Origin of the sequence: Cobetia sp. MC34, from assembly GCF_018340035.1 — a bacterium.
Classification (GTDB): Bacteria; Pseudomonadota; Gammaproteobacteria; order Pseudomonadales; family Halomonadaceae; genus Cobetia; species Cobetia amphilecti.
Window position 1 is genome coordinate 1 of sequence record NZ_JADPPY010000027.1, and the last position, 19194, is coordinate 19194.

Annotated in this window: 14 protein-coding genes and 1 pseudogene; all 15 read right to left on the bottom strand. The window is 45.6% G+C overall.

The genetic code is table 11. The features are described 5' to 3' along the window. Nucleotides 1-146 precede the first annotated feature (146 nt). Nucleotides 147-1116 (bottom strand): annotated as a pseudogene (locus IZU87_RS13160) (IS30 family transposase). Nucleotides 1117-1518: 402 nt separating this feature from the next. Beyond that, nucleotides 1519-2583 carry a hypothetical protein gene (locus IZU87_RS13165; protein ID WP_213114814.1) on the bottom strand — a complete coding sequence of 355 codons (1065 nt, stop codon included), beginning with the start codon at nt 2581-2583 and terminating at the stop codon, nt 1519-1521. 53 nt (nt 2584-2636) lie between these two features. Next, nucleotides 2637-3620: a hypothetical protein gene (locus tag IZU87_RS13170; protein ID WP_213114815.1), complete on the bottom strand. Its 984-nt coding sequence runs from the start codon at nt 3618-3620 to the stop codon at nt 2637-2639. A gap of 2 nt (nt 3621-3622) precedes the next feature. Next, complete coding sequence (locus tag IZU87_RS13175) at nt 3623-5548, bottom strand: rhamnan synthesis F family protein (protein ID WP_213114816.1); 1926 nt, start codon at nt 5546-5548, stop codon at nt 3623-3625. A 12-nt stretch (nt 5549-5560) separates the two neighbouring features. Then, nucleotides 5561-6604, bottom strand: coding sequence for a hypothetical protein (locus tag IZU87_RS13180; RefSeq protein ID WP_213114817.1), 1044 nt, complete (start codon nt 6602-6604; stop codon nt 5561-5563). A 105-nt stretch (nt 6605-6709) separates the two neighbouring features. Next, nucleotides 6710-7258 carry a dTDP-4-dehydrorhamnose 3,5-epimerase gene (gene rfbC, locus IZU87_RS13185; RefSeq protein WP_213114818.1) on the bottom strand — a complete coding sequence of 183 codons (549 nt, stop codon included), beginning with the start codon at nt 7256-7258 and terminating at the stop codon, nt 6710-6712. 11 nt (nt 7259-7269) lie between these two features. Beyond that, on the bottom strand, nt 7270-7929 hold the full coding sequence (locus IZU87_RS13190) for an acylneuraminate cytidylyltransferase family protein (RefSeq protein WP_213114819.1): 660 nt from the start codon (nt 7927-7929) through the stop codon (nt 7270-7272). Nucleotides 7930-7944: 15 nt separating this feature from the next. Then, nucleotides 7945-9477, bottom strand: a complete 1533-nt coding sequence (locus IZU87_RS13195; protein ID WP_213114820.1) for an N-acetylneuraminate synthase family protein — start codon at nt 9475-9477, stop codon at nt 7945-7947. Beyond that, a complete protein-coding gene (locus IZU87_RS13200) occupies nt 9477-10181 on the bottom strand; it encodes an inositol monophosphatase family protein (RefSeq protein ID WP_213114821.1) in 705 nt (234 codons plus the stop codon). The genes IZU87_RS13195 and IZU87_RS13200 overlap by 1 nt, the downstream gene beginning before the upstream one ends. A gap of 22 nt (nt 10182-10203) precedes the next feature. Continuing rightward, nucleotides 10204-11094 carry a glucose-1-phosphate thymidylyltransferase RfbA gene (rfbA, locus tag IZU87_RS13205; RefSeq protein WP_213114822.1) on the bottom strand — a complete coding sequence of 297 codons (891 nt, stop codon included), beginning with the start codon at nt 11092-11094 and terminating at the stop codon, nt 10204-10206. 138 nt (nt 11095-11232) lie between these two features. Next, entirely contained in the window at nt 11233-12123 is an 891-nt protein-coding gene (rfbD, locus tag IZU87_RS13210) for a dTDP-4-dehydrorhamnose reductase (protein WP_213114823.1), read from the bottom strand. 2 nt (nt 12124-12125) lie between these two features. Next, nucleotides 12126-13205, bottom strand: a complete 1080-nt coding sequence (rfbB, locus tag IZU87_RS13215; protein WP_213114824.1) for a dTDP-glucose 4,6-dehydratase — start codon at nt 13203-13205, stop codon at nt 12126-12128. 49 nt (nt 13206-13254) lie between these two features. Then, entirely contained in the window at nt 13255-14718 is a 1464-nt protein-coding gene (locus IZU87_RS13220) for a hypothetical protein (RefSeq protein WP_213114825.1), read from the bottom strand. A gap of 189 nt (nt 14719-14907) precedes the next feature. Continuing rightward, nucleotides 14908-15768 (bottom strand): sulfotransferase domain-containing protein, encoded by an 861-nt coding sequence (locus tag IZU87_RS13225; protein WP_213114826.1) that lies wholly within the window; start codon nt 15766-15768, stop codon nt 14908-14910. 1 nt (nt 15769) lies between these two features. Further along, on the bottom strand, nt 15770-19183 hold the full coding sequence (locus tag IZU87_RS17945; protein WP_213114827.1) for a glycosyltransferase: 3414 nt from the start codon (nt 19181-19183) through the stop codon (nt 15770-15772). Nucleotides 19184-19194: the final 11 nt, after the last annotated feature.

Consider the following 19194-nt stretch of genomic DNA (forward strand, 5'->3'; position numbering starts at 1 on the left):
TGGTGCATAAGAGACGGTGTCAGCATCGGATCATCCATGAGCGAAAGCTGCTAAATGACCACATGAGGTCCTTTTGGTAAAGCGCTACGAGGCCCGTCGTAGAGCGGTTTTTCATGCATTTTCCCTGGGCTCTGAGTGCAACACCCCTATTGAATTGAGGGTAGGACTTCATTGTGCTTTGCCATCAGTTCATTCATCACCTCGATAGGACATTTGAAGTCGAAGCGTTTTCGGGGCCGCATATTCAGCTCGAAGGCAATGGCATCTAGCTCTTCCTGACTGGTCAGTGACAAGTCCGTTCCCTTGGGGAGGTATTGGCGAATCTGGCCATTGATATTCTCATTGCTGCCTCTTTGCCAAGGGCTATGCGGATCACAGAAGTAGATGGCGACGCCAGTATTTTGCGTGATAGCGGCATGCCTGGCCATTTCTCGTCCCTGGTCATACGTCAGAGTCTTTCGTGCTGCCAACGGCATTCTGTTCAGGGCGGCACTGAAGCCCTCTACGGCAGGGGTCGCCGTGGCATCATGCATCTTTGCCAGTATCAAGTATCCGCTACTGAGCTCTACAAGAGTGCCAACCGCTAAGGCATTGCCTTTGCCCTTGATCAGGTCGCCTTCCCAGTGCCCAGGCATCTCGCGCTTGTTCACCTCGGGCGGGCGAAGGTGAATGCTGACCATGTCGGGGATCTGACCTCGCCGGTCCGTCTCACCACGACGGGGCTTACGCTTACTTTTGCCCTGCCGCAGGCAATGGAAGAGCTCTTTGCGCAGTTGCCCAACCGGCAGCGCATAGATGGAGGTGTAAATCGTCTCGCGACAGACATAGGCGTCTTCAAGCTTGGGTAAGTCCATGTGTCGAAGCCTGCCGGCGATCTGCTCTGGAGACAAGTAGCGGCGAAGAAGGTACTCGACAAGCCTGAACCGCTCACTATCGATGGAAAGCTTTCGCTTGGGCCGGCAAAAGCGTCGACGCTTGAGTCGTGACGCTTGCGCACGTTGAGCTCGGTAGTCGTTGTCCGACTCACTATTTCGGCGAATTTCGCGGCTGATAGTAGAGGGAGAACGACTCAGGCAACGAGCAATGGCTCGAAGGCTCGAAGGCTCGAAGGCTCAAGGCTCAAGGCTCAAGGCTCAAGGCTCGAAGGCTCGAGCCTTGAGAGAGGTAAACTTGGATAGTAGCACGATCGGTAACACTGAGTTCTGAGTATGACATGAGCGCAATACCTTACAGGGAAACTCAGGTGTTGCACTCAGAACCTGCGGCCAAGCATTGCAGCCGAGTAATAAAAATATTATCACACACAAACTGAATAACGTAAAGATTTATAAATGAAAGTTCAAACTTTCCAATAAAAATAATTAAATAATCTGAATCCCCAGTTTTTAAGAACTAATTCCGTACATTGATATAGATTAGATTTATAGGAATGTAATGAAAGTCATGGAAACTATCGTTATATTGAAAATTTTTATCATTATATTTAGGCAGTAAAACACGTAGACATTAAAATTATATCTACTCATCTATTAAAGTATTGCCAATTATTATTTCATACTCTTTCAGCTTACGAAGTATCTTAACTCCTTTGGGACGATATTGCCTTGCTATCCGCATTAAACTATAAGACAGTTTAATGTCGTTTTTTTCTAGTATAATCGCAGCCTCCAACAAGTTGTTTACATCTTCTCCATCAATTTTTCCTGAAGATATTTTTTTAGCACTCACATCACTGATTTTTCCTGAGGATATATTATTATCACTTGTCTCTGCAAACATTTTATCTCTATATTTTTCTATAATCGACTTCCTCTTTGGCGTAAGGTACTTATTTTCTTTTCCTGTCATCCAAGTATAGTAATGTTGTAGCTTTCTTCTCATTCTCGCATTTTTATAGAATTTTTTTTCATCAATCTTACCATCCAGAAACTCTTTGACTACTGTATCTAACATCCCAAGCTGTTGCATATAATTGGCTACACCGTGACCTACACCTGGCAACTTGAGGTGCTTTAGCTTTGTATAACGCTTAGCATGCTTCTTATCTAGATCATAAAGTGGGTCGTATATTATATATCCAGAACATTGCGACTCTGCACCATCACTACAATAACCTTCCCAATCTTGTTCAAAGGACCATAGAGATCTCTTTGCTTCAAAGTCCCAAGAAGCAATATTTTTATTTCGAGTTGATATAGGATTGAATGCTAAAAGTCTATCTAGCTTTAATGAATTTGCAAATGCCGTAACACCATATCCTCCCATGCTGCCACCATATCCCAGACGTTCTGGAAATTTCGGTATTGCCGCAGAGATTATATCTATAGAGTTTATGAATTCAGAATTTCTATAGTAACTGTTATCGTGTCGCATTTCAGCAAACGAAATAACATTGAACCCTAGCTTTGATATATATTTAAATCCCCATGGAGTACGACCCTTACTTAGCATTTCCTTATCGAGCAAGCCAACATTATCTGGTGCAAATGTGATAACCACAGGTTTACTGATATCGAACAAATGATATCGACAATAAACACTACCAATAAAGAAGTCTTTTTCAACACCAAAAGTAAACTGCATGTTTTCTCCAACAAGGTTACCCCATCTTATGAAATACAGATGGGGTATAAAGTTTATAAGGACTCTATGACGTAATCAGAAATTATTCTGAATGCATCCTGTAGTTCAGGATCCATAGACCATTCGGTTGATGGATAGTCGATCGTTTTTCTTTCGGGAGTTGATATTTCATTCACTATCTGTGATGCATAATTATTTTTCAGTATTTCGGCAATAGTTATATCAAATCCAGTATTACCGATATCGAGAGAATGAGACCTTTCATCTATTTTTGATATCAAATCTGAACAGGCAATCTGGAAACTCTCGTCTTGTTTCACAAGCTCATAATAAGCTTCGCGAATATTACTTCCCTTAAGAACACCATTCTTTCCGGCAACAAGGTTGATCCCTCTAATGACTTCGATTTCACCTAGAGGGGTCATTTTATTGACTATAGTGCTAGTATCAGCGATATCGACATCTATATCTGCTGCTTTTTGAAACACAGCCATCACGTTTTTATTTTTACTGGCTGACTCGTAGTCAGCCAAGTAGCAAACATTCTTCCCGAAGATGGACTCTACTTTTTTGATATAGTTGACAATATTAAGCTCTGTGCTTTGCATTGGTCGAATTATATGCTTGACCAAATAACTTTCGAGTGATTCACTCCCTCCCTGCTTAACCTCTTCATGCCAACGTGAGATAAGGCGTAACGATGGCCGTCGTGAGAATAGGACAAATCGTATGGTAACCGATGGAAATATTTCTTTTAGCTTTTTCATACCTTTATCGGTAAGAAATATGAAATTTTCACTCGATAATATACATGTAGTTGCACTGCCAACCGAGGATTCTATTTTTTCCCGTATCGCCTCGATTGTCTCATTACCATTCAAGGCATTACAGAGATAATGATGCCCCAGGAAAAGATAGTAAGCATCGGGATAAGAGATAGAACTGGCTTGTAGAAGATCCTTGTTGTTATGCAGCAAACCTTGGATATAAGTAGTACCTGTCTTGTGTGGCCCAGCATGTATAATGAGATTTTTCATTTTCATTCACCAATGAACGGGTTACGGCCGATCTGGCTCACCAGAGCGCCCCATTTCAGAATCTGGGCTTCATCCAGTGCAGCCTTGCCATTGAGAACATCTGGCATGCCCAGAGCACGCCACTTGTCCATTGGATGCAGGATATGGAAGCACACCAGCCCCATATCCCCCGGACGCTGAGCGTCGGCAACAACGTTGTCACCGATATGCAGGTGACTACGGCCATGCTCATTGGCAAGGTCTTCCTTCACCATGGCCCACATGGTGCCGCTGTCCTTGCGTTTGCCTTCCTCACTGGACACCATCAGGCGATAAGCCGCCGCAACACCTGCCTTGCGCAACATCAAGCCAACCTGATCACGTGTGTAGTAGGTATCAGAGATGACCCACAGGACGTGACCGGAGGACCCGAGGTGGTTGAACAGCTCCACCATTTCATCCTTGGGCTGAATCATCGCAAGGTCCAGCTCGAATTCACGCTGCATCCACCCTTGCGCGACGTCCTTTGTGACCTTCAGAACATCCGCGAGTTCATCGTAGATGGCATCGATACAGATATCACCCTGGAAGTTGGCGCGCTTGCGCAACGTGAACTCTGCCTTGTTGCGCAATGCCACGAAGTCATGGGCAGATGTCACGACGCCCTGCTCCACCAACCACTTGCCCAATTTCAGCTTGGCGTAATCCGCTACGGTAAATTCACGACGCACCAGCGTATCAAACACATCGAAGCTGATGATCTGATGCGCTTGGATCGCGGGCAAGTGCTGCTCGATGGAACCATGATAACTGGCGGTGATATAGCTTTGATCGGCCGTGAAATCACCACCGGAGGGGTGATAGAAGAATTGTCGATAGCCAAGATTCTCGGCCTGTGCTCCCAATACGCGCTCCAACGCATGCAATTGCGAGCCATCATTGGGGAGTGGCTCCTCCGGGAAGTCCTCATACTTCCAGGCTCGATCCGCGATGCCCTTGAGTGCCATCGGCCGCGCCCAGAACATGCCGCCGGCCGGGTAACTCAAGAAGTCATTCACGTGCTCTATCTCGAGGGATTCCTGCCACTCACGCATGAAACCCTTGTTCATGGTCTGATGGTTGACCCAGCTCGGCATCATCCAGAATGTCGTGGGATAGTAGAGTCCCAGGCTATCGTCTGCCGCGAAGGCGTTCAGTGCACGCTTGACCACAGATTTGTCGCGCAGCAAAAACTCGGTGAGATAGTCGGCCCACTGAGTCTGCTCACGCCCTGAATACAGTGATTTCTTGGAGTGCAGGTGGCAGAAGAGATCATAATTCTTGAGTTGGTCTGCGTATTCGACCAGAAGCGGGCCAAAGTTGCGTCCGCGGTTGGGAACCCGCCGTGTCTCAACACGGGAGACGCAGGCATGACGCGCGAAGGTCTTGCGGGCGCGAGTTTCATCGACTCCTGCCGCCAGGGTCAACAGAACATCCACTTTGATCGGCATATCATTGAGCGCTTCTGCAAAGCGATCAATGAAGTCTTCATAAAAGACGTGCAAGCAGATGGCCATCTTCAACTGACTGGCGGCTTCTGTCAGGGCGGTGTCCAACGGCATGCGGGAATTGGGTACCCAGCGAGGCGTCAGCGGGACATGCTGGCGCCCTTCCTGCTTGCCGTTCTTCAGATAATGGAACAGTGGGCTTTGCTGGTCATAGAATACGTCCATATACATGCGATGGTAGCTTTCACCATCGAAGGCGGGTGACGGATGCACCGGTGCAAAACGGGATTTGTGGAGATAGTCCTGGAAGGCATCTGCCGAGCTCGCAAACTTCTGGCCGTATTGCTGCTGATACCAACCCGCATCGAAGAGACCAAGCGCCTCAGCTTGTTGTAGTTGGGTCTGATCCACGACAGATAAGGCCTCTTGTTTACGCTTGTTGAAGATGTTGAACGCTTTCATGATGTCTCTCGATCAAATGTTGAAAAGGGCGAGTGGATTGAGAATTCCATTACCCGAGAAGTCATCATCGACAAAGAATAGATGCCAGGCGCACTGGGGAATCCCTCCCTGTCGCGTGGCAAAACTCTCATACATCTGCTCAACTTCTTCAGAGGTGAAGGTGACTCCACCTGCCAACCAGGTGGCCACTTGCTCAATGGCACCATCGAAGACTTGTTGCAAATCCTGAAAATGTCGCTGCGTCGCCGCCTGACGGCCATAGCAAAACTCGAAACCTCCCTCGCTATCCTCACGCACGTCGACCACCTGGCCATGCGGCGCTGTCATCAACGACTCGAACAATAGTGATCGGTCCAGCATCTGGAAGCCTTCGCCCCACGCAGCATTCTCTTGGAAAACACCCTCCAGCGTTGCCACACCCTTTCCGTGCTGGCTACCGCTCTGCTTGGTCGTGACGTAATACAGTCCGTGCGTGTCACGCTCCAGCATACGAGTCAATACTTTCTGGATAGTCCCCGAGTAGCCCAGGTCAAGCATCATGGGCTGCGGGCCGGTTTTCAGACCGAGCGCCTCAAGATACGCCATCACGCCCTGCAAGGTAGGAGCGACCAGGGCCTTCAACCTCGGCAAGTGAGGCTCCAGCCACATGATGGCATCCGCCTGCTGCTCAGGCAGCTTGACCTCCATCTGCAACAGCTCGCCTGGCAAGACACTGAATGCTTCATGCATCTGCAAGCCAAACCGCTTGCGCATGAGATCAAGCATTGAGCCTTCAAAGTTGTTGGCAAGCGCCAACGGCCAGAGAAAGTCATGGCCGAGATTGGCGCGGAACAACAAGGTACGTGAAACCTTCAGATACTGCGGGGCATGCTCCAGCTCGATATGTCCTTGGGTATTCAGGTGAGACAACAGTCGCTCGAAACACCAGCCCTCTCGTGCCAGACATACCGGTACCCGCCCCGCACCTTGTATTTCTACTGCCTTTGCATACACAAGGAACGCAGGCCCCATGAAGCTGGCGCCGAATTCCCTGAGTGCCTGACGAGTATTCTTCATCTTATCACCAATCCCTTAATTTACGATCTCGATATACCCTTGACAATACTCAGGCATATGACGTCGTATCACTCCGCAATACTGCAGTGATACGACGTCTTCTTATCAGGCGAACACTGCAGCCTCTTCAAAAGGCTTGCCTTCTTCATCCTTGCCAGAAAGCTGGGGTGGCTCTCCGTTGACCAGAGGCCATTCAACACCCACCGTGGCGTCGTTCCACTTCAGAGAATACTCATCGCCCGGCGCATAGTAGTCCGTGCACTTGTACTGGAATTCTGCCGACTCGCTAATCACATAGAAACCATGTGCAAATCCCGGTGGTACCCACAACATCTGCTGATTGTCTTCACTCAGGTGCGCACCTACCCATTGACCGAACGTCGGGCTGCTCTTGCGCATATCGACCGCGACGTCGAAGACTGCTCCCTGAGTGACACGCACCAGCTTGCCCTGCGGCTGATTCAGCTGATAGTGCAGGCCGCGCAGAATGCCCTGGCGGGACTTGCTGTGGTTGTCCTGTACGAAGGTGTAGTTACCGCAGTGTTCCACGAATTCGCTCTGACGGAAGGTTTCCATGAAGAAACCACGCTCGTCACCGAACTTTTGGGGAGTCAACAGCACGACATCCGGGATGGCGAGTTTTGCGTACTTCATTAAAATATCCCTTATATAGAAGGAGCAGTAACTTTTGACGATATAATGTTAGCTATATCAAAATCTATCGGATTATTGATATCGACAGATTCAATAGATGAAACCTCAATTAAACCTGGGTTATCACCGATGCGTCGATTATGATTTACAATAAGATCTCTTTTATACACATATAACCCTGTGGTTTCTATATAATATGGCGGCAGATCTTGAGTGCGCGGTATTTCTGATGGATTATAATTTACAGGTTGGCCGTCCTTCCAAATGAACTCTTGTAGCTTATGAACAGTCATTGAAGAATCGCATCCCTCATAAGCAACTTTATCAACAGCTTTTTTTATAGTCTCAGAGGAGATAAATGGTGCAGTAGCATGCGCTAAAACATAATTATCTGCTTTTATTTCGTTTGCAAAGGAGAGCATGACTTCATTTATCTTAGTAGAATTCTGGTCTAACTCCGAAGAACGTAATAGATATTTGACTCCTGCAGGCATCTCTTTAGAAAATTCTATATCACTACAGAAAACATAGACTTCATCTATACCATCGGAATTCAACAAAGCATTTAAGATATAGCGATATAAAGGAATACCATTACTGAATTTTTTTGTATTTTTCCCAGGAACTCTTTCATTGTTTAGCTTCATTGGTACAAACGCTACAGTTTTCATCACTACCTCGACTACTTATTTATTAACCCAATATTTATGATGCTCGGTGGAATGTACCTCTTTAATCTCACTACCTACTATTCTTTCTGCTGTTCGGATATCATCAACAACCTTAGCATAATCCCCATTAACGAGATCCACAGCTACCTCGTCAAAATGTGACCACGATACATCACCGAACTTGACATGCTTTTCTATCATCCTGGCACCGGCCGCTACTGCCATCATGGAGCATAGACTTCCAATATCATGACTAGAAAATCCTGGTATCACATTATTATACTCTCGAGAGAGATTATAGTAATGACGAATTACACCCACTTGAGTGGCTTCATTAGCCGTAGGATAAGCTGAAGTACACTGAAGAAGATAAACATTTCTTACATTCTTGAAGGTATCAAGAATAAATTTTTCATAGTCAGGATGAGTATACCCTGTCGAAATAACGACATCCTTCTTGAAGTCGTTCGCAACGGCTTCCAAGAACTCTGTATGCTCAGAGATAGTCGAAGGCAGCTTGACCATATCTGGATCAAATTGTTTGATGAACAGATAAGATGGATAATCCAAGACAGAGGCGAACCACCCTATTCCCAACTTTTTACACAGATCATCAACAAATAGAAAATCGTCATGAGATAACTCAATACCATGACGGTAATCACGGAAAGTATTCCCGAACGGAGAGCGGTATTCACTCGCCAGCTTTTCCTGAGAATAAAAGCTCTCAACATCGCGCTTCTGGAGCTTTATATAGTCAGCTCCAGCTACCTTTGAGGCTATTATCATCGATTTCAGGCGTTCCCGATCACCAAAGTGATTGGTCGTAATCTCTGCAATAACCTTTACTATGGAATCCTCTTTATTGCGTGAAGATATATTATAAATATCACTATAGCGATTGGTATCAGTCAGTTTTTTGAAGGCATCGACAGTAAAAGAACTATAGGGTCTTGCACCAACGTGCTTGATATTAATGCTCAAGCGGTCTGGTTCAGAAAGCAGCATTTCGAGTAAATGCTCTTGCGCTTTCAAGGTCTTCTCTACGTACTCTTTTTCACTTTCCTTCATGTGGATGGGCATCTGGTCTGTAAAGCCAGTCTTTACTGTAAAATCAAAGCCTAACAAATAGACATTCTTATTCGAGCCTATCTCTTTTGATAATAAGTTAGCGATCTTCAATGCAGAGATAAGAACAGAACTTTCTATATGAATATCTGAGGAGTAAAAGCGATTCAATAAAAAATCTGCATTGTCTGGATTATTGGCAACATACTCAGCCGAAATACTGGAATCTGCACCTACCACGGAACGATCACTGATATAAAGCTTCGCCTGAGGCCCTTTTTGCTCCAATACATCCAGAACCCAGCCATGATGAAAAACACAGATTTCACCAGGAAGTAGCAATTCTGTATCATTGGTATTTATTATTATATTATCTTTCAAAGCACCAAGATCGAACTCGTCTATGGTAGACCCTTTCCCCAGAATATAGATATCTTTATCTGCTTTTTTCCCAATTGCTTCTATTAGTAAATCTTTCATTACAAACCACCTTCTGATGAGAGTTTAATTTTATACTTTTGTGTTGGAAACAGAATTTGACCACGATAGGGAGCATCGTCAACTTCCGCATAGGTATCATGCTCTAGCGCAAGATTCAGCCCTGGTAACACATCCCAACAATTGACACCTTTCACATTTTCAAACTTGACATAAGCGCCACGTACTGCAGAAAGCATATTATACATCGAGCATCCAATAATACGATATTCGAAGCCCTCATCAGGCAGTGAAAGCAAATCGCTTTTTTGTAACGATGACGACAACCCAATGATCCTGGATTTATATTTGTCTGTTTTCATCCCTGTCATTAGGTAATCATTGATTTCTGGAAGATGAATTAATGACGCCATATGCTTACCATCAGTATAGATGGAAACACCAACTCCCCATTCCTTGAGGCCAGAGACAAAGTTTTCTGTACCATCGATAGGATCAATGATTACATAAGATCCATTATCATCAAAACTCACATCAGTAAATGGAGCATCTTCTTCAGATATAACATCATGTTCTGGTAAATATTTTTTGACTAACCCTACAACAATATCTTGTACAAGCAAGTCTCCCTTACTGACAAAACTATCGTCTTCTTTTTTCGTAAAATCTTGTCGTAAAGCACAAATCTCATCTAACTGAAAACTTACCTTTTCTACAATATTTTCCAGTAATTTTAGTTCAGACATTTTCGATATCCAGTTAGAACGATTATTGATTACCACAACGCTTATCTTCGAGGCGCTTGAGTAGATACTGGCCATAACCAGTTTTCTTCAGTGCTGTCCCCTGCTCTTCCAGTTGCTCGTCGGTGATCCAGCCGTTGGTCCAGGAAATCTCTTCCAGGCATGCCACCTTGAGTCCCTGACGATGCTCGATGGTCTGTACGTACTGGCCTGCTTCCAACAAGCTATCGTGGGTGCCGGTATCCAGCCAGGCGAAGCCGCGTCCCAAGCGCTCGACACGCAGGTCACCGCGTTCCAGGTAGGCATTGTTGATGCTGGTGATTTCCAGCTCGCCACGCTCAGAAGGTTCAACGGCTTTGGCAATCTCGACTACATCGTTATCGTAGAAATATAGGCCTGTCACGGCGTACGGAGACTTGGGCTTCGACGGCTTTTCCTCGATGGAAATCGCCTTGCCATCTTCGTCGAATTCCACCACACCGAAGCGCTCTGGGTCTTGTACCAGATAGCCGAAAACCGTTGCCCCGCTCGGTTGTGCCGCAGCACGGTTGAGCTGCTCAGAGAAGTGCTGACCATGGAAAATATTGTCACCCAGTACCAGACACACCGAATCATCTCCAATGAACTGCTCACCGATAATAAAAGCCTGTGCTAGGCCATCCGGACTAGGTTGCACAGCATACTCAATACGTACGCCATACTGCTCACCGTTGCCCAGCAGCTTCTCATATTGCGGTAGGTCTTCCGGTGTGGAAATGACCAGAATCTCACGGATACCAGCCAGCATCAGGACAGAAACCGGATAGAAGATCATCGGCTTGTCATAGATAGGCAACAATTGTTTGGAAACACCACGAGTTATCGGATGTAGACGTGTACCGGAACCACCGGCGAGAATGATACCCTTACGTGACATATGAAAACTCCTTGTCGAGTCGACGTTTAACATTACGTGGAAAATTGAGTCGTTCGGTCTAACCCGCGGTCATCATGATAAATCAAACAGATCAGTCTTTGCTATCACAAGCTGGTACTTATAATGTACGAGCCCGGCTCAACGATCGAGATGTTCTTTCAAGGTCAGTGATAGCTGAGAATCCCAACTCGGTAGCACGCAATTCAGTGCCTCTTCCAACTTGCTCAATGTCAAGCGTGAATTCAGCGGGCGCGCAGCAGGCGTTGGATAGTCGACAGTCGGGATACCACCCAGTGTTTCGGGATCGATCGCCAAGGTTTCGCCCTGCTCGATGGCCATGCGGAAGATAGCTTGCGCAAAACCATGCCAGCTGGCCGTGCCTTGAGGCGCCAGATGATAAAGCCCGCTGGCGATGTTCTGGCGCAGCGCTTCACAGGTCAGCTGTGCAATCAAACGGGCCGGGGTCGGCGCGCCAATTTGGTCATTGACGATATTCAGCGTGTCACGCTCACGGCCCAGCTTGAGCATCGTCTTCATGAAGTTATTGCCACGCGCGGCATACACCCAGCTGGTGCGGAACACCAGGTGGCGGCAGCCACTCGCCAGCACCGCTTCGTCGCCTGCCAGCTTGCTTTCCCCATAGACAGACAGCGGCGCTGTCGGGCTATCTTCGCGCCAGAACTGCTCACCATCACCCGGATAGACGTAATCCGACGAGTAGTGCACCAAGGTGGCGTTCAAGGCACTGGCCTTTTCAGCCAGCAATGCGGGCAGCTCAGCATTCAGGCGCATGGCACCGTCACGCTCTGCCTCAGCCTTGTCGACCGCAGTCCAGGCAGCCGCATTGAGGATCAGCCCCGGCTGATATGCCTCGATGAATGCTGCAACAGCGTCGAGGTCGCTGGCATCGACTTCATTACGCCTGGGAGCGCGCACTTCGCCAAAAGGCGCAAAGCTGCGTTGCAGCTCAAAGCCAACCTGGCCATTGCCGCCTAGAATCAGAATACGACCGAAGCTATTAGAAGACATCATCAGCTCCCGGTACCCAGACGTTCACCACGATAGCTGCCATCCTGCACACGCTGCCACCAGCGTTCATTTGCCAGGTACCACTCGACCGTCTTGCGCAGCCCGGTCTCGAAGGTTTCCTGCGGCACCCAGCCAAGTTCACGCTCGATCTTGGCGGCATCAATGGCATAGCGCACATCGTGTCCAGGACGATCCGTCACGTACTTGATCAAATCTTCGTACTTGGCAATGCCAGCCGGCTTCTGCGGTACCAGCTCTTCGAGCAAGGTACACAGCGTGGTAACAACTTCGATGTTCTGCTTCTCGTTGTGGCCGCCGATGTTATAGGTCTCGGCGATTTCACCATCGGAAGCGACCTTGATCAGTGCACGAGCATGGTCTTCCACATACAACCAGTCACGTACCTGCTTGCCGTCGCCATACACCGGCAGCGCCTTGCCCGCCAAGGCATTGAGAATCATCAACGGGATGAGCTTTTCAGGGAAATGGTACGGGCCGTAATTATTGGAGCAGTTGGTCACCAGGGTCGGCAGGCCATAGGTACGCTGCCAGGCACGCACAAGGTGATCAGAGCTCGCCTTGCTCGCCGAGTATGGGGAGCTGGGTGCATAGGCGGTTGTCTCGGTGAAGAGATCTTCCGGCCCTTCCAGATCGCCATACACTTCATCTGTAGAGATATGGTGGAAGCGGAAGCCAGCGGCCTTGTCGGCATTCGACTCCTTCAAGCCCTTCCAATACTGACGGGCCGCTTCCAGAAGCTGGTAAGTGCCGACAATGTTGGTCTCGATGAAGTCTGCCGGACCATCGATGGAACGATCGACATGACTTTCGGCGGCGAGGTGCATCACGATATCCGGTTGGTATTCCACAAAGACAGCCTTCATCTTCTCGCCATCGCAGATATCGGCTTGCACGAAGTGATAACGCTCAGAATCAGCCACATCGGACAGAGACTCGAGATTACCCGCGTAGGTCAACGCATCCAGGTTGACGACAGTATGTTGAGTAGATCGAATCAGCACACGGACAACAGCAGAACCAATGAAGCCCGCACCGCCAGTTACGAGAAAAGTTTTATTCATGTTGATCTCTAAAGTTATTTTTAATGCTATTAAAATTCGTACTTGTACACTATCGACAAACAAATATACTAGTAAAGCTTCTCTTTAGCTTATCTACTACAAGAGAGGACTCGTCCGCATGTATATCAGAGCAAAGAAACTTATATACTTGCTGGTACTGCAAAAGTTCTATTTTTCGACGTAAAAAATCATACGCATCCGGATAAATAAGATGAACTTCATCAACAAATCTCAAAGCAGCATTTTGTCTTTTATCTATATAGTGCCTCATGTCAAATAAATCAATTTTTTTATCAGATGGGACAATATAGCTTTCTAAAACAGACACATATTCTTTTTCCGAAATTTTGTATGACTGATTATTGCTGACTTCTCGTGGTATAACTCCTTTAATGAAGTCCACATTCTCCATGGACGCGAAATCAAAAGCACGAATCTTATGATTACTATGTACTATACCCGCCATTGAACATATTTTAGCAGGTACTAAAGCGCCAGTCCCTCCGTTAGAGACAAAAAAATCAATTCGTTTCGATATCTTTATTTTTTGATAATAATCCAAACCAATGAGGCTAAAAATATTCACATGTGTATGATTTTTGTACTTGGTCAAGATATCTAAAAATACTAGAAAATCTTCATCGTTGAAATCATAACAACCTTCTTTAGAGGTATTGCCATCGATATATATATTCAATATCGAATGCTCGACACTAAGCTTATCTATCGTTATATCTAATAGTGAAGCTTGATTTACACACTGCCTTCCACTACCAGTAATACCAAACCAAATATCAAATGAAGATTCCACTGTCGGATTAGCTTTTAGTACAGGAATGTTTTTTAGGACACTACAATAGGTATTGATTTTTTCACTAACGTTTTCTTTAGCTTCGTCTAAAAATTGATATCCAATTGTTACAGGACGAACAACAACACCGGGAATTTCGTTTATGTCTCTTTCAGATATATACGAACAATCATTCATCACTAGACGAGGATTTAGAAAAATATCTCTATAATAAAAATTGTATTTTTTGTCCAAATTATTCAAAATATATGAACTGAAGAGAACATCAAAAAAATAATGATAGGGTCGTCCACAGGATAGATAAAAACCACTGAAACTATTAATGCTACTATCGAATTCAAATTTGGATTTGTTTATTAAATCAATTGCGCGCTGAGCTATAGATCGCTGTGTAAAAACATAAATATTATCAGTATGTATGATCGCATCAATAAAGCTCATACCTTGGACTATAAACCACGGTATTTTTTCAGAGGAGCTCATAGGATAAAAAGGAATCACTGAGTAATTCCTAGCAACAATACCTCTTGCTGCTACACAGTCAACTCCCGATACTGGATCAGGAAGTATTAGCTTATCTCCTTGAATAGAACTAGAAATAAAATTTAAAATAAAATCTATATTAGAGCATTTGACAGCACTATTGTAATCATCGTAGTGCTCAATGAAATTGCCTCTTTCGTATTGCTTGATATTTTTCAACTTTTACCCTCTGAATATCGATCATATTTAAGACATTAAACTTTGAGGATTAAATTTAGAATTTGGAAATTTTCCCACATACTCATTATAATGAATGTATACAGTCTATTTTACTTTGTATTTGTTTCTTGGATTGTAGCATTAAAATTGTTCATGCTATCAGTACCAGGAACGAATAGAACATAGTCATTATGATTCATAGTCATTCCATTTTTCATGCCAAATTTTTTGTTCCTTCATACTCCCAATCAACGGTCTAAGCAATTCAAGAGCATATTCTTCCCATTCAACTGGCATTTTATAATCTTTAGTGGCATTAACTTTTTTGCTGGCAACTTCACTATCAATATTAATGGATGATATATTTAAAAAGTCAGCAATATCATTTGCTTGCTGCTGAGGATCATCTCTAAAATCCTCGAAATATAACACCATCAAATTATCTTTATGTATGGATTCTCTTAAAAGCATGAGATTTTTTGCATAATCAGCGTTATTTATAAACCAATCTTTATTCAGAGTCTCTTTGAATAATTCAATACCATCGTCTAACACATCATCTTCTTTACCGACCCACTTATGATGAAACTTATAATGTGACCACAACCTTTTTAAAGGATCTCTGAGCGTATAAATTACTTTGTTGTTTATTGATATTTTCTCAACATTGGCCCACCCTGCATGATCCATCTGACAGTATAAATTAGAAAAGTCAGCAAAATATTTACTTTCAGGCAAATCATCAAAGAGTGAAATATACCATTCATTGTCAATTATACTTTTATTAGCATATTTGACATACCATGCGATTTCATCGAGATTTTCGGATATATATTTAGCATTACCATTATGGTATTTTTGCAGTATATCTTTTAGCTTTAAAATACGATTTCTGAAATTTAATTGATTTTCAATGCCAACTTTATTCGCAAAATAATGTATCTCCTTCTCAGGAGTAAATTTTACGTCGGGATGATCTTTGAGGATTTCGTAAAGCCATGTGGTACCAGCTTTCATTGCGCCTACACTCAAAAAAAGATTATTTATCATTTTATGCTCCGTAATATCCGGCCAAATCTAATACTTGTGATGAAGAAAAATAATAGCCTTTAGACGTTGAGACGTCTTTCATTCTTACATCAGTGCTTAACAATATATTAGCCAGCGCATCACTTGTAGGTTTAATGACTGAACCGGTATTAACATCTACATCTTCACCAATCCCTCCCAAATTGGATGCTACGATCCAACAGCCACAGGCGGCAGCTTCTCTGGTAACCAACCCAAAACTCTCAGGCCAAGTCGATGGTGCAAACAATATGTCGATCTGCCGGTAAATATCGACAACCTTATCTTGGCTGGTACGTCCGATGAATCTTACTGGCACCTTTCCCCAGAATTGGCGCGATTCATAACCTTCTTCCTTGGAGTGGTCTACCACCAAGAATTCCATATTGTCTGGCTGCGCTTCCATGACGGCTTGCTTGAGCAGGAAATATCCCTTGTGCTCTGCCATGCCTCCCACGTGTCCACCCACGACACGTTTGGTATAGGATGTATCCTTGGGCGCCCAAGGTAAATCATCGGAAATGCCGTTGGGCGTTACTTCGATGTCAACGATGTCATTTTTGCGATAGATATCGGCGAATGCATTGGATACCGTGAGCACTTTATGTGCACTACTCAACAATCCTTTCAGATACAGCTTGCGCTCTACAGAGGCTTCTTGCGTGATACTCGGCGGTAGACCGATGGTCGCGAAGGGGTCTGGGTGTCCTTCTGGATATACCGTACCCTCATGGTCTACTAGGAATTGGAAATCAGAAATCCACCACGCATCATGTGCCGTCACGATGTAAGGTATCTTGGCGTCACGTGCGGCTTCCACCACGGAACCTGTCAGGCGCTGCACACAGTGGAAGTGAACCATGTCAGGCCGTTCACACTCTAGGAACTCAGTGAACATCTGATGCATGCGTTCATCCTTGGCATGCCAGTCCATGTTCTCGCGCCAAAGTGTCGTCGTACGATAAACACGAACTCCCTCATGTTGATACATGCTCAATTGATGAGGGGTACGACACTCACTATCCGCAGTAAACACGACCAATTCAAAGTCGTCACCGAAGTGCTTGCGCAGTGCCTTGAAGTTGTCGTCTACCACACGGGTCGCACCACCGATTGACTGCGGTGGGAAGAAGACATTAACAAGGGCAATCTTGCGTTTCTTGCGAACCAGAATGGTTTGCCCATCCCCATCGTCGACATGGCTGGCACTCTCCATCAAGCGATTGGCCTGATCTTCCAAATCAGAGGCGAGTTGGCTACCCAGCACTTCGAGAGAGTATTCATCGCGAGTACGTTGTTGGGCCGCCTTGCCCATTGCATGACGCAGTGATTTGTCCTCGACCAGGCGAGTGATGGCACTTTCCCAGTCATCGGCTGTCACCGCAAGGAAAGCATCTTCCCCATCACGAATCACGTCACGATAGTTCTGCGTGCTGCTGACCACTGAAGGGACACCATGACATGCTGCCTCAAACCATTTCAGTTCCGACTTGCATTCATTCATGACATCGTCGTGAAGAACCGCCAGATTGATATCGGCGCGACGCAGCAGCGACCAATAGCCCTGAACACTTTTCAAGGGGGGAATCATTGACAGCTGATCAGCGAAGCGATCGGTAAAGGATTTCGGAAGCCTCAGATAACCCACGACAACAAGGCGCAGATGTGGATATTGATCGAGAAGCTTCACTATCGCCGGTAACGCGAGATCCATGAAGTCTTGGTTGTGCGCTTGCGTTCCGCTTCCATAGAAGATGTCGAGTGTCTTCTTGGGAGAATCCAGTGGCTGACTGAACGCATTGAGACTATCCAGTCCATTGCGATGCAGCAGACATTCCTTGCCAAATACTAGCTCGGCGAGTCGCTCTCTCAAGGGTTCCGTGGATGCCAATCCCAGACGACAATGGCGTGCCGCCCCGTGGAACAGGGCCATGCCACGCGTGAGTTCCTGATAGGTTTCCAGTGATACGTAACCCCCGTAGCTGGCGAGCGCCGGTGGGTAGACGGGATCAAAGATCAGGTCGTCTATTTCATAGATACTGAGCTTGCCTACGGCATTGGTCTGGGCCATGGCCTTCAGAACCTTTGGCATGGCAGGAACACGGTAGAAGATGACGACGTCATGCGTGGCCAATGCTTCAGCATGCTGATCAACCTCGAGCCAGTCGATCGCGGTAACTTCCTTGCCTACCGCCTCCAACTGTTCGACTTTCTGATTGATACGATAGCGCTCGCACTGCGCGACATGGTAGTCGCCCACGATGAGAATCCTGTCGAGATTGAGACTCGGCAAGACAGCAGGATTCTCGCTTGCCCCGCAAGCACGAAGGTATGCGTCGTAGACAACGTCACTGAAGGCATCAAATGCCCTGACGAGCTCTTCTCGATTGCCTTGTCCCACGTAGCTCAATAGTGCAGGGAATACGTTATTCCAGGCTTCTTCTGCAAACTCATCGAGTTTTTCTTGCTGAAAAGTGAATTCCCCGTAAGCTTCGAGACCTTCCGCTAGACTAGCGAGAGCCTTCTCATATTGTTGAAGCCTGACAAGACAAGTCGCTCTATTGAAGTAGAGCCACTTGGGCGGATTGCTCAAAGCTTTTGCAGAATTGTAATAGCCCAACGCAATTCTATTATGACCTTGATCCAGATAGATATTACCCAACAATTCAAGACTGGCAGAAAGACTGAAGAACGAATTGGAGCTTTCCAGTAGTTTCTTCGCCTTAATCTTGTCACCAATCTCTAAATAATATCTTGCCACACGGAGATAAAACTCCGCATTCTTATGATTATCTTCGTAGAACGATACGGGTGCATTGATCTCCGCAGAGAATGTCCCCAATACATCCTTGAGTGTTACGTCAATACCCAGCGCGGAATTCAGCTGACAGATTGTTGCATAGTCAAATTCATGCGAGGCAATGACTTCTGGATAAGCATGCCTATTCAGCCATTGCGATAGAGTGGCAATTCTGTCCTCTAACTCTCCGAACATCTCATAATGTTTGTAGAGTTTTTTTTCTTTATAGAACTGGGTCTTCTCCAGATCCGGGTAAAGAGCAGCATAAAAGGCATCATCGAAAGGCTTCATTGGTGATATATTCTGTACCTGTTTAAATTCTTTGAAGTCAGTCGCACTTTTCTTTTTCTGACTATCGGTTGGTGTACTGGTGGCATACTCTTTAGTATTGATATTGTCAGTCTTGAGCATCAGACTCTTGGCATGATCACCAGAGCATACTCTTCCCTCTGGTTTACCGTAATTGTGCCAATGATTGATTACCTGCGTATCGGACATCATCTTGAGATCATGATAGCGAGATTTGTAATACTCTAAATCCAATACATGTTCTGTCTTGGTCGTTTCTTTATTATCAACCATTCCCTTGCCGGACATTTTCTTTCCCT

Bases quoted from the DNA above. Each gene is read 5' to 3' on its own strand.
- IZU87_RS13180 (WP_213114817.1), bottom strand. From the start codon at position 6,604: ATGAAGAATACTCGTCAGGCACTCAGGGAATTCGGCGCCAGCTTCATG.
- IZU87_RS13225 (WP_213114826.1), bottom strand. From the start codon at position 15,768: ATGATAAATAATCTTTTTTTGAGTGTAGGCGCAATGAAAGCTGGTACC.
- rfbD (WP_213114823.1), bottom strand. From the start codon at position 12,123: ATGTCTTCTAATAGCTTCGGTCGTATTCTGATTCTAGGCGGCAATGGC.
- IZU87_RS13200 (WP_213114821.1), bottom strand. From the start codon at position 10,181: ATGTCTGAACTAAAATTACTGGAAAATATTGTAGAAAAGGTAAGTTTT.
- IZU87_RS13195 (WP_213114820.1), bottom strand. From the start codon at position 9,477: ATGAAAGATTTACTAATAGAAGCAATTGGGAAAAAAGCAGATAAAGAT.
- IZU87_RS17945 (WP_213114827.1), bottom strand. From the start codon at position 19,183: ATGTCCGGCAAGGGAATGGTTGATAATAAAGAAACGACCAAGACAGAA.
- IZU87_RS13170 (WP_213114815.1), bottom strand. From the start codon at position 3,620: ATGAAAAATCTCATTATACATGCTGGGCCACACAAGACAGGTACTACT.
- rfbC (WP_213114818.1), bottom strand. From the start codon at position 7,258: ATGAAGTACGCAAAACTCGCCATCCCGGATGTCGTGCTGTTGACTCCC.
- rfbA (WP_213114822.1), bottom strand. From the start codon at position 11,094: ATGTCACGTAAGGGTATCATTCTCGCCGGTGGTTCCGGTACACGTCTA.
- IZU87_RS13165 (WP_213114814.1), bottom strand. From the start codon at position 2,583: ATGCAGTTTACTTTTGGTGTTGAAAAAGACTTCTTTATTGGTAGTGTT.
- IZU87_RS13175 (WP_213114816.1), bottom strand. From the start codon at position 5,548: ATGAAAGCGTTCAACATCTTCAACAAGCGTAAACAAGAGGCCTTATCT.
- rfbB (WP_213114824.1), bottom strand. From the start codon at position 13,205: ATGAATAAAACTTTTCTCGTAACTGGCGGTGCGGGCTTCATTGGTTCT.
- IZU87_RS13190 (WP_213114819.1), bottom strand. From the start codon at position 7,929: ATGAAAACTGTAGCGTTTGTACCAATGAAGCTAAACAATGAAAGAGTT.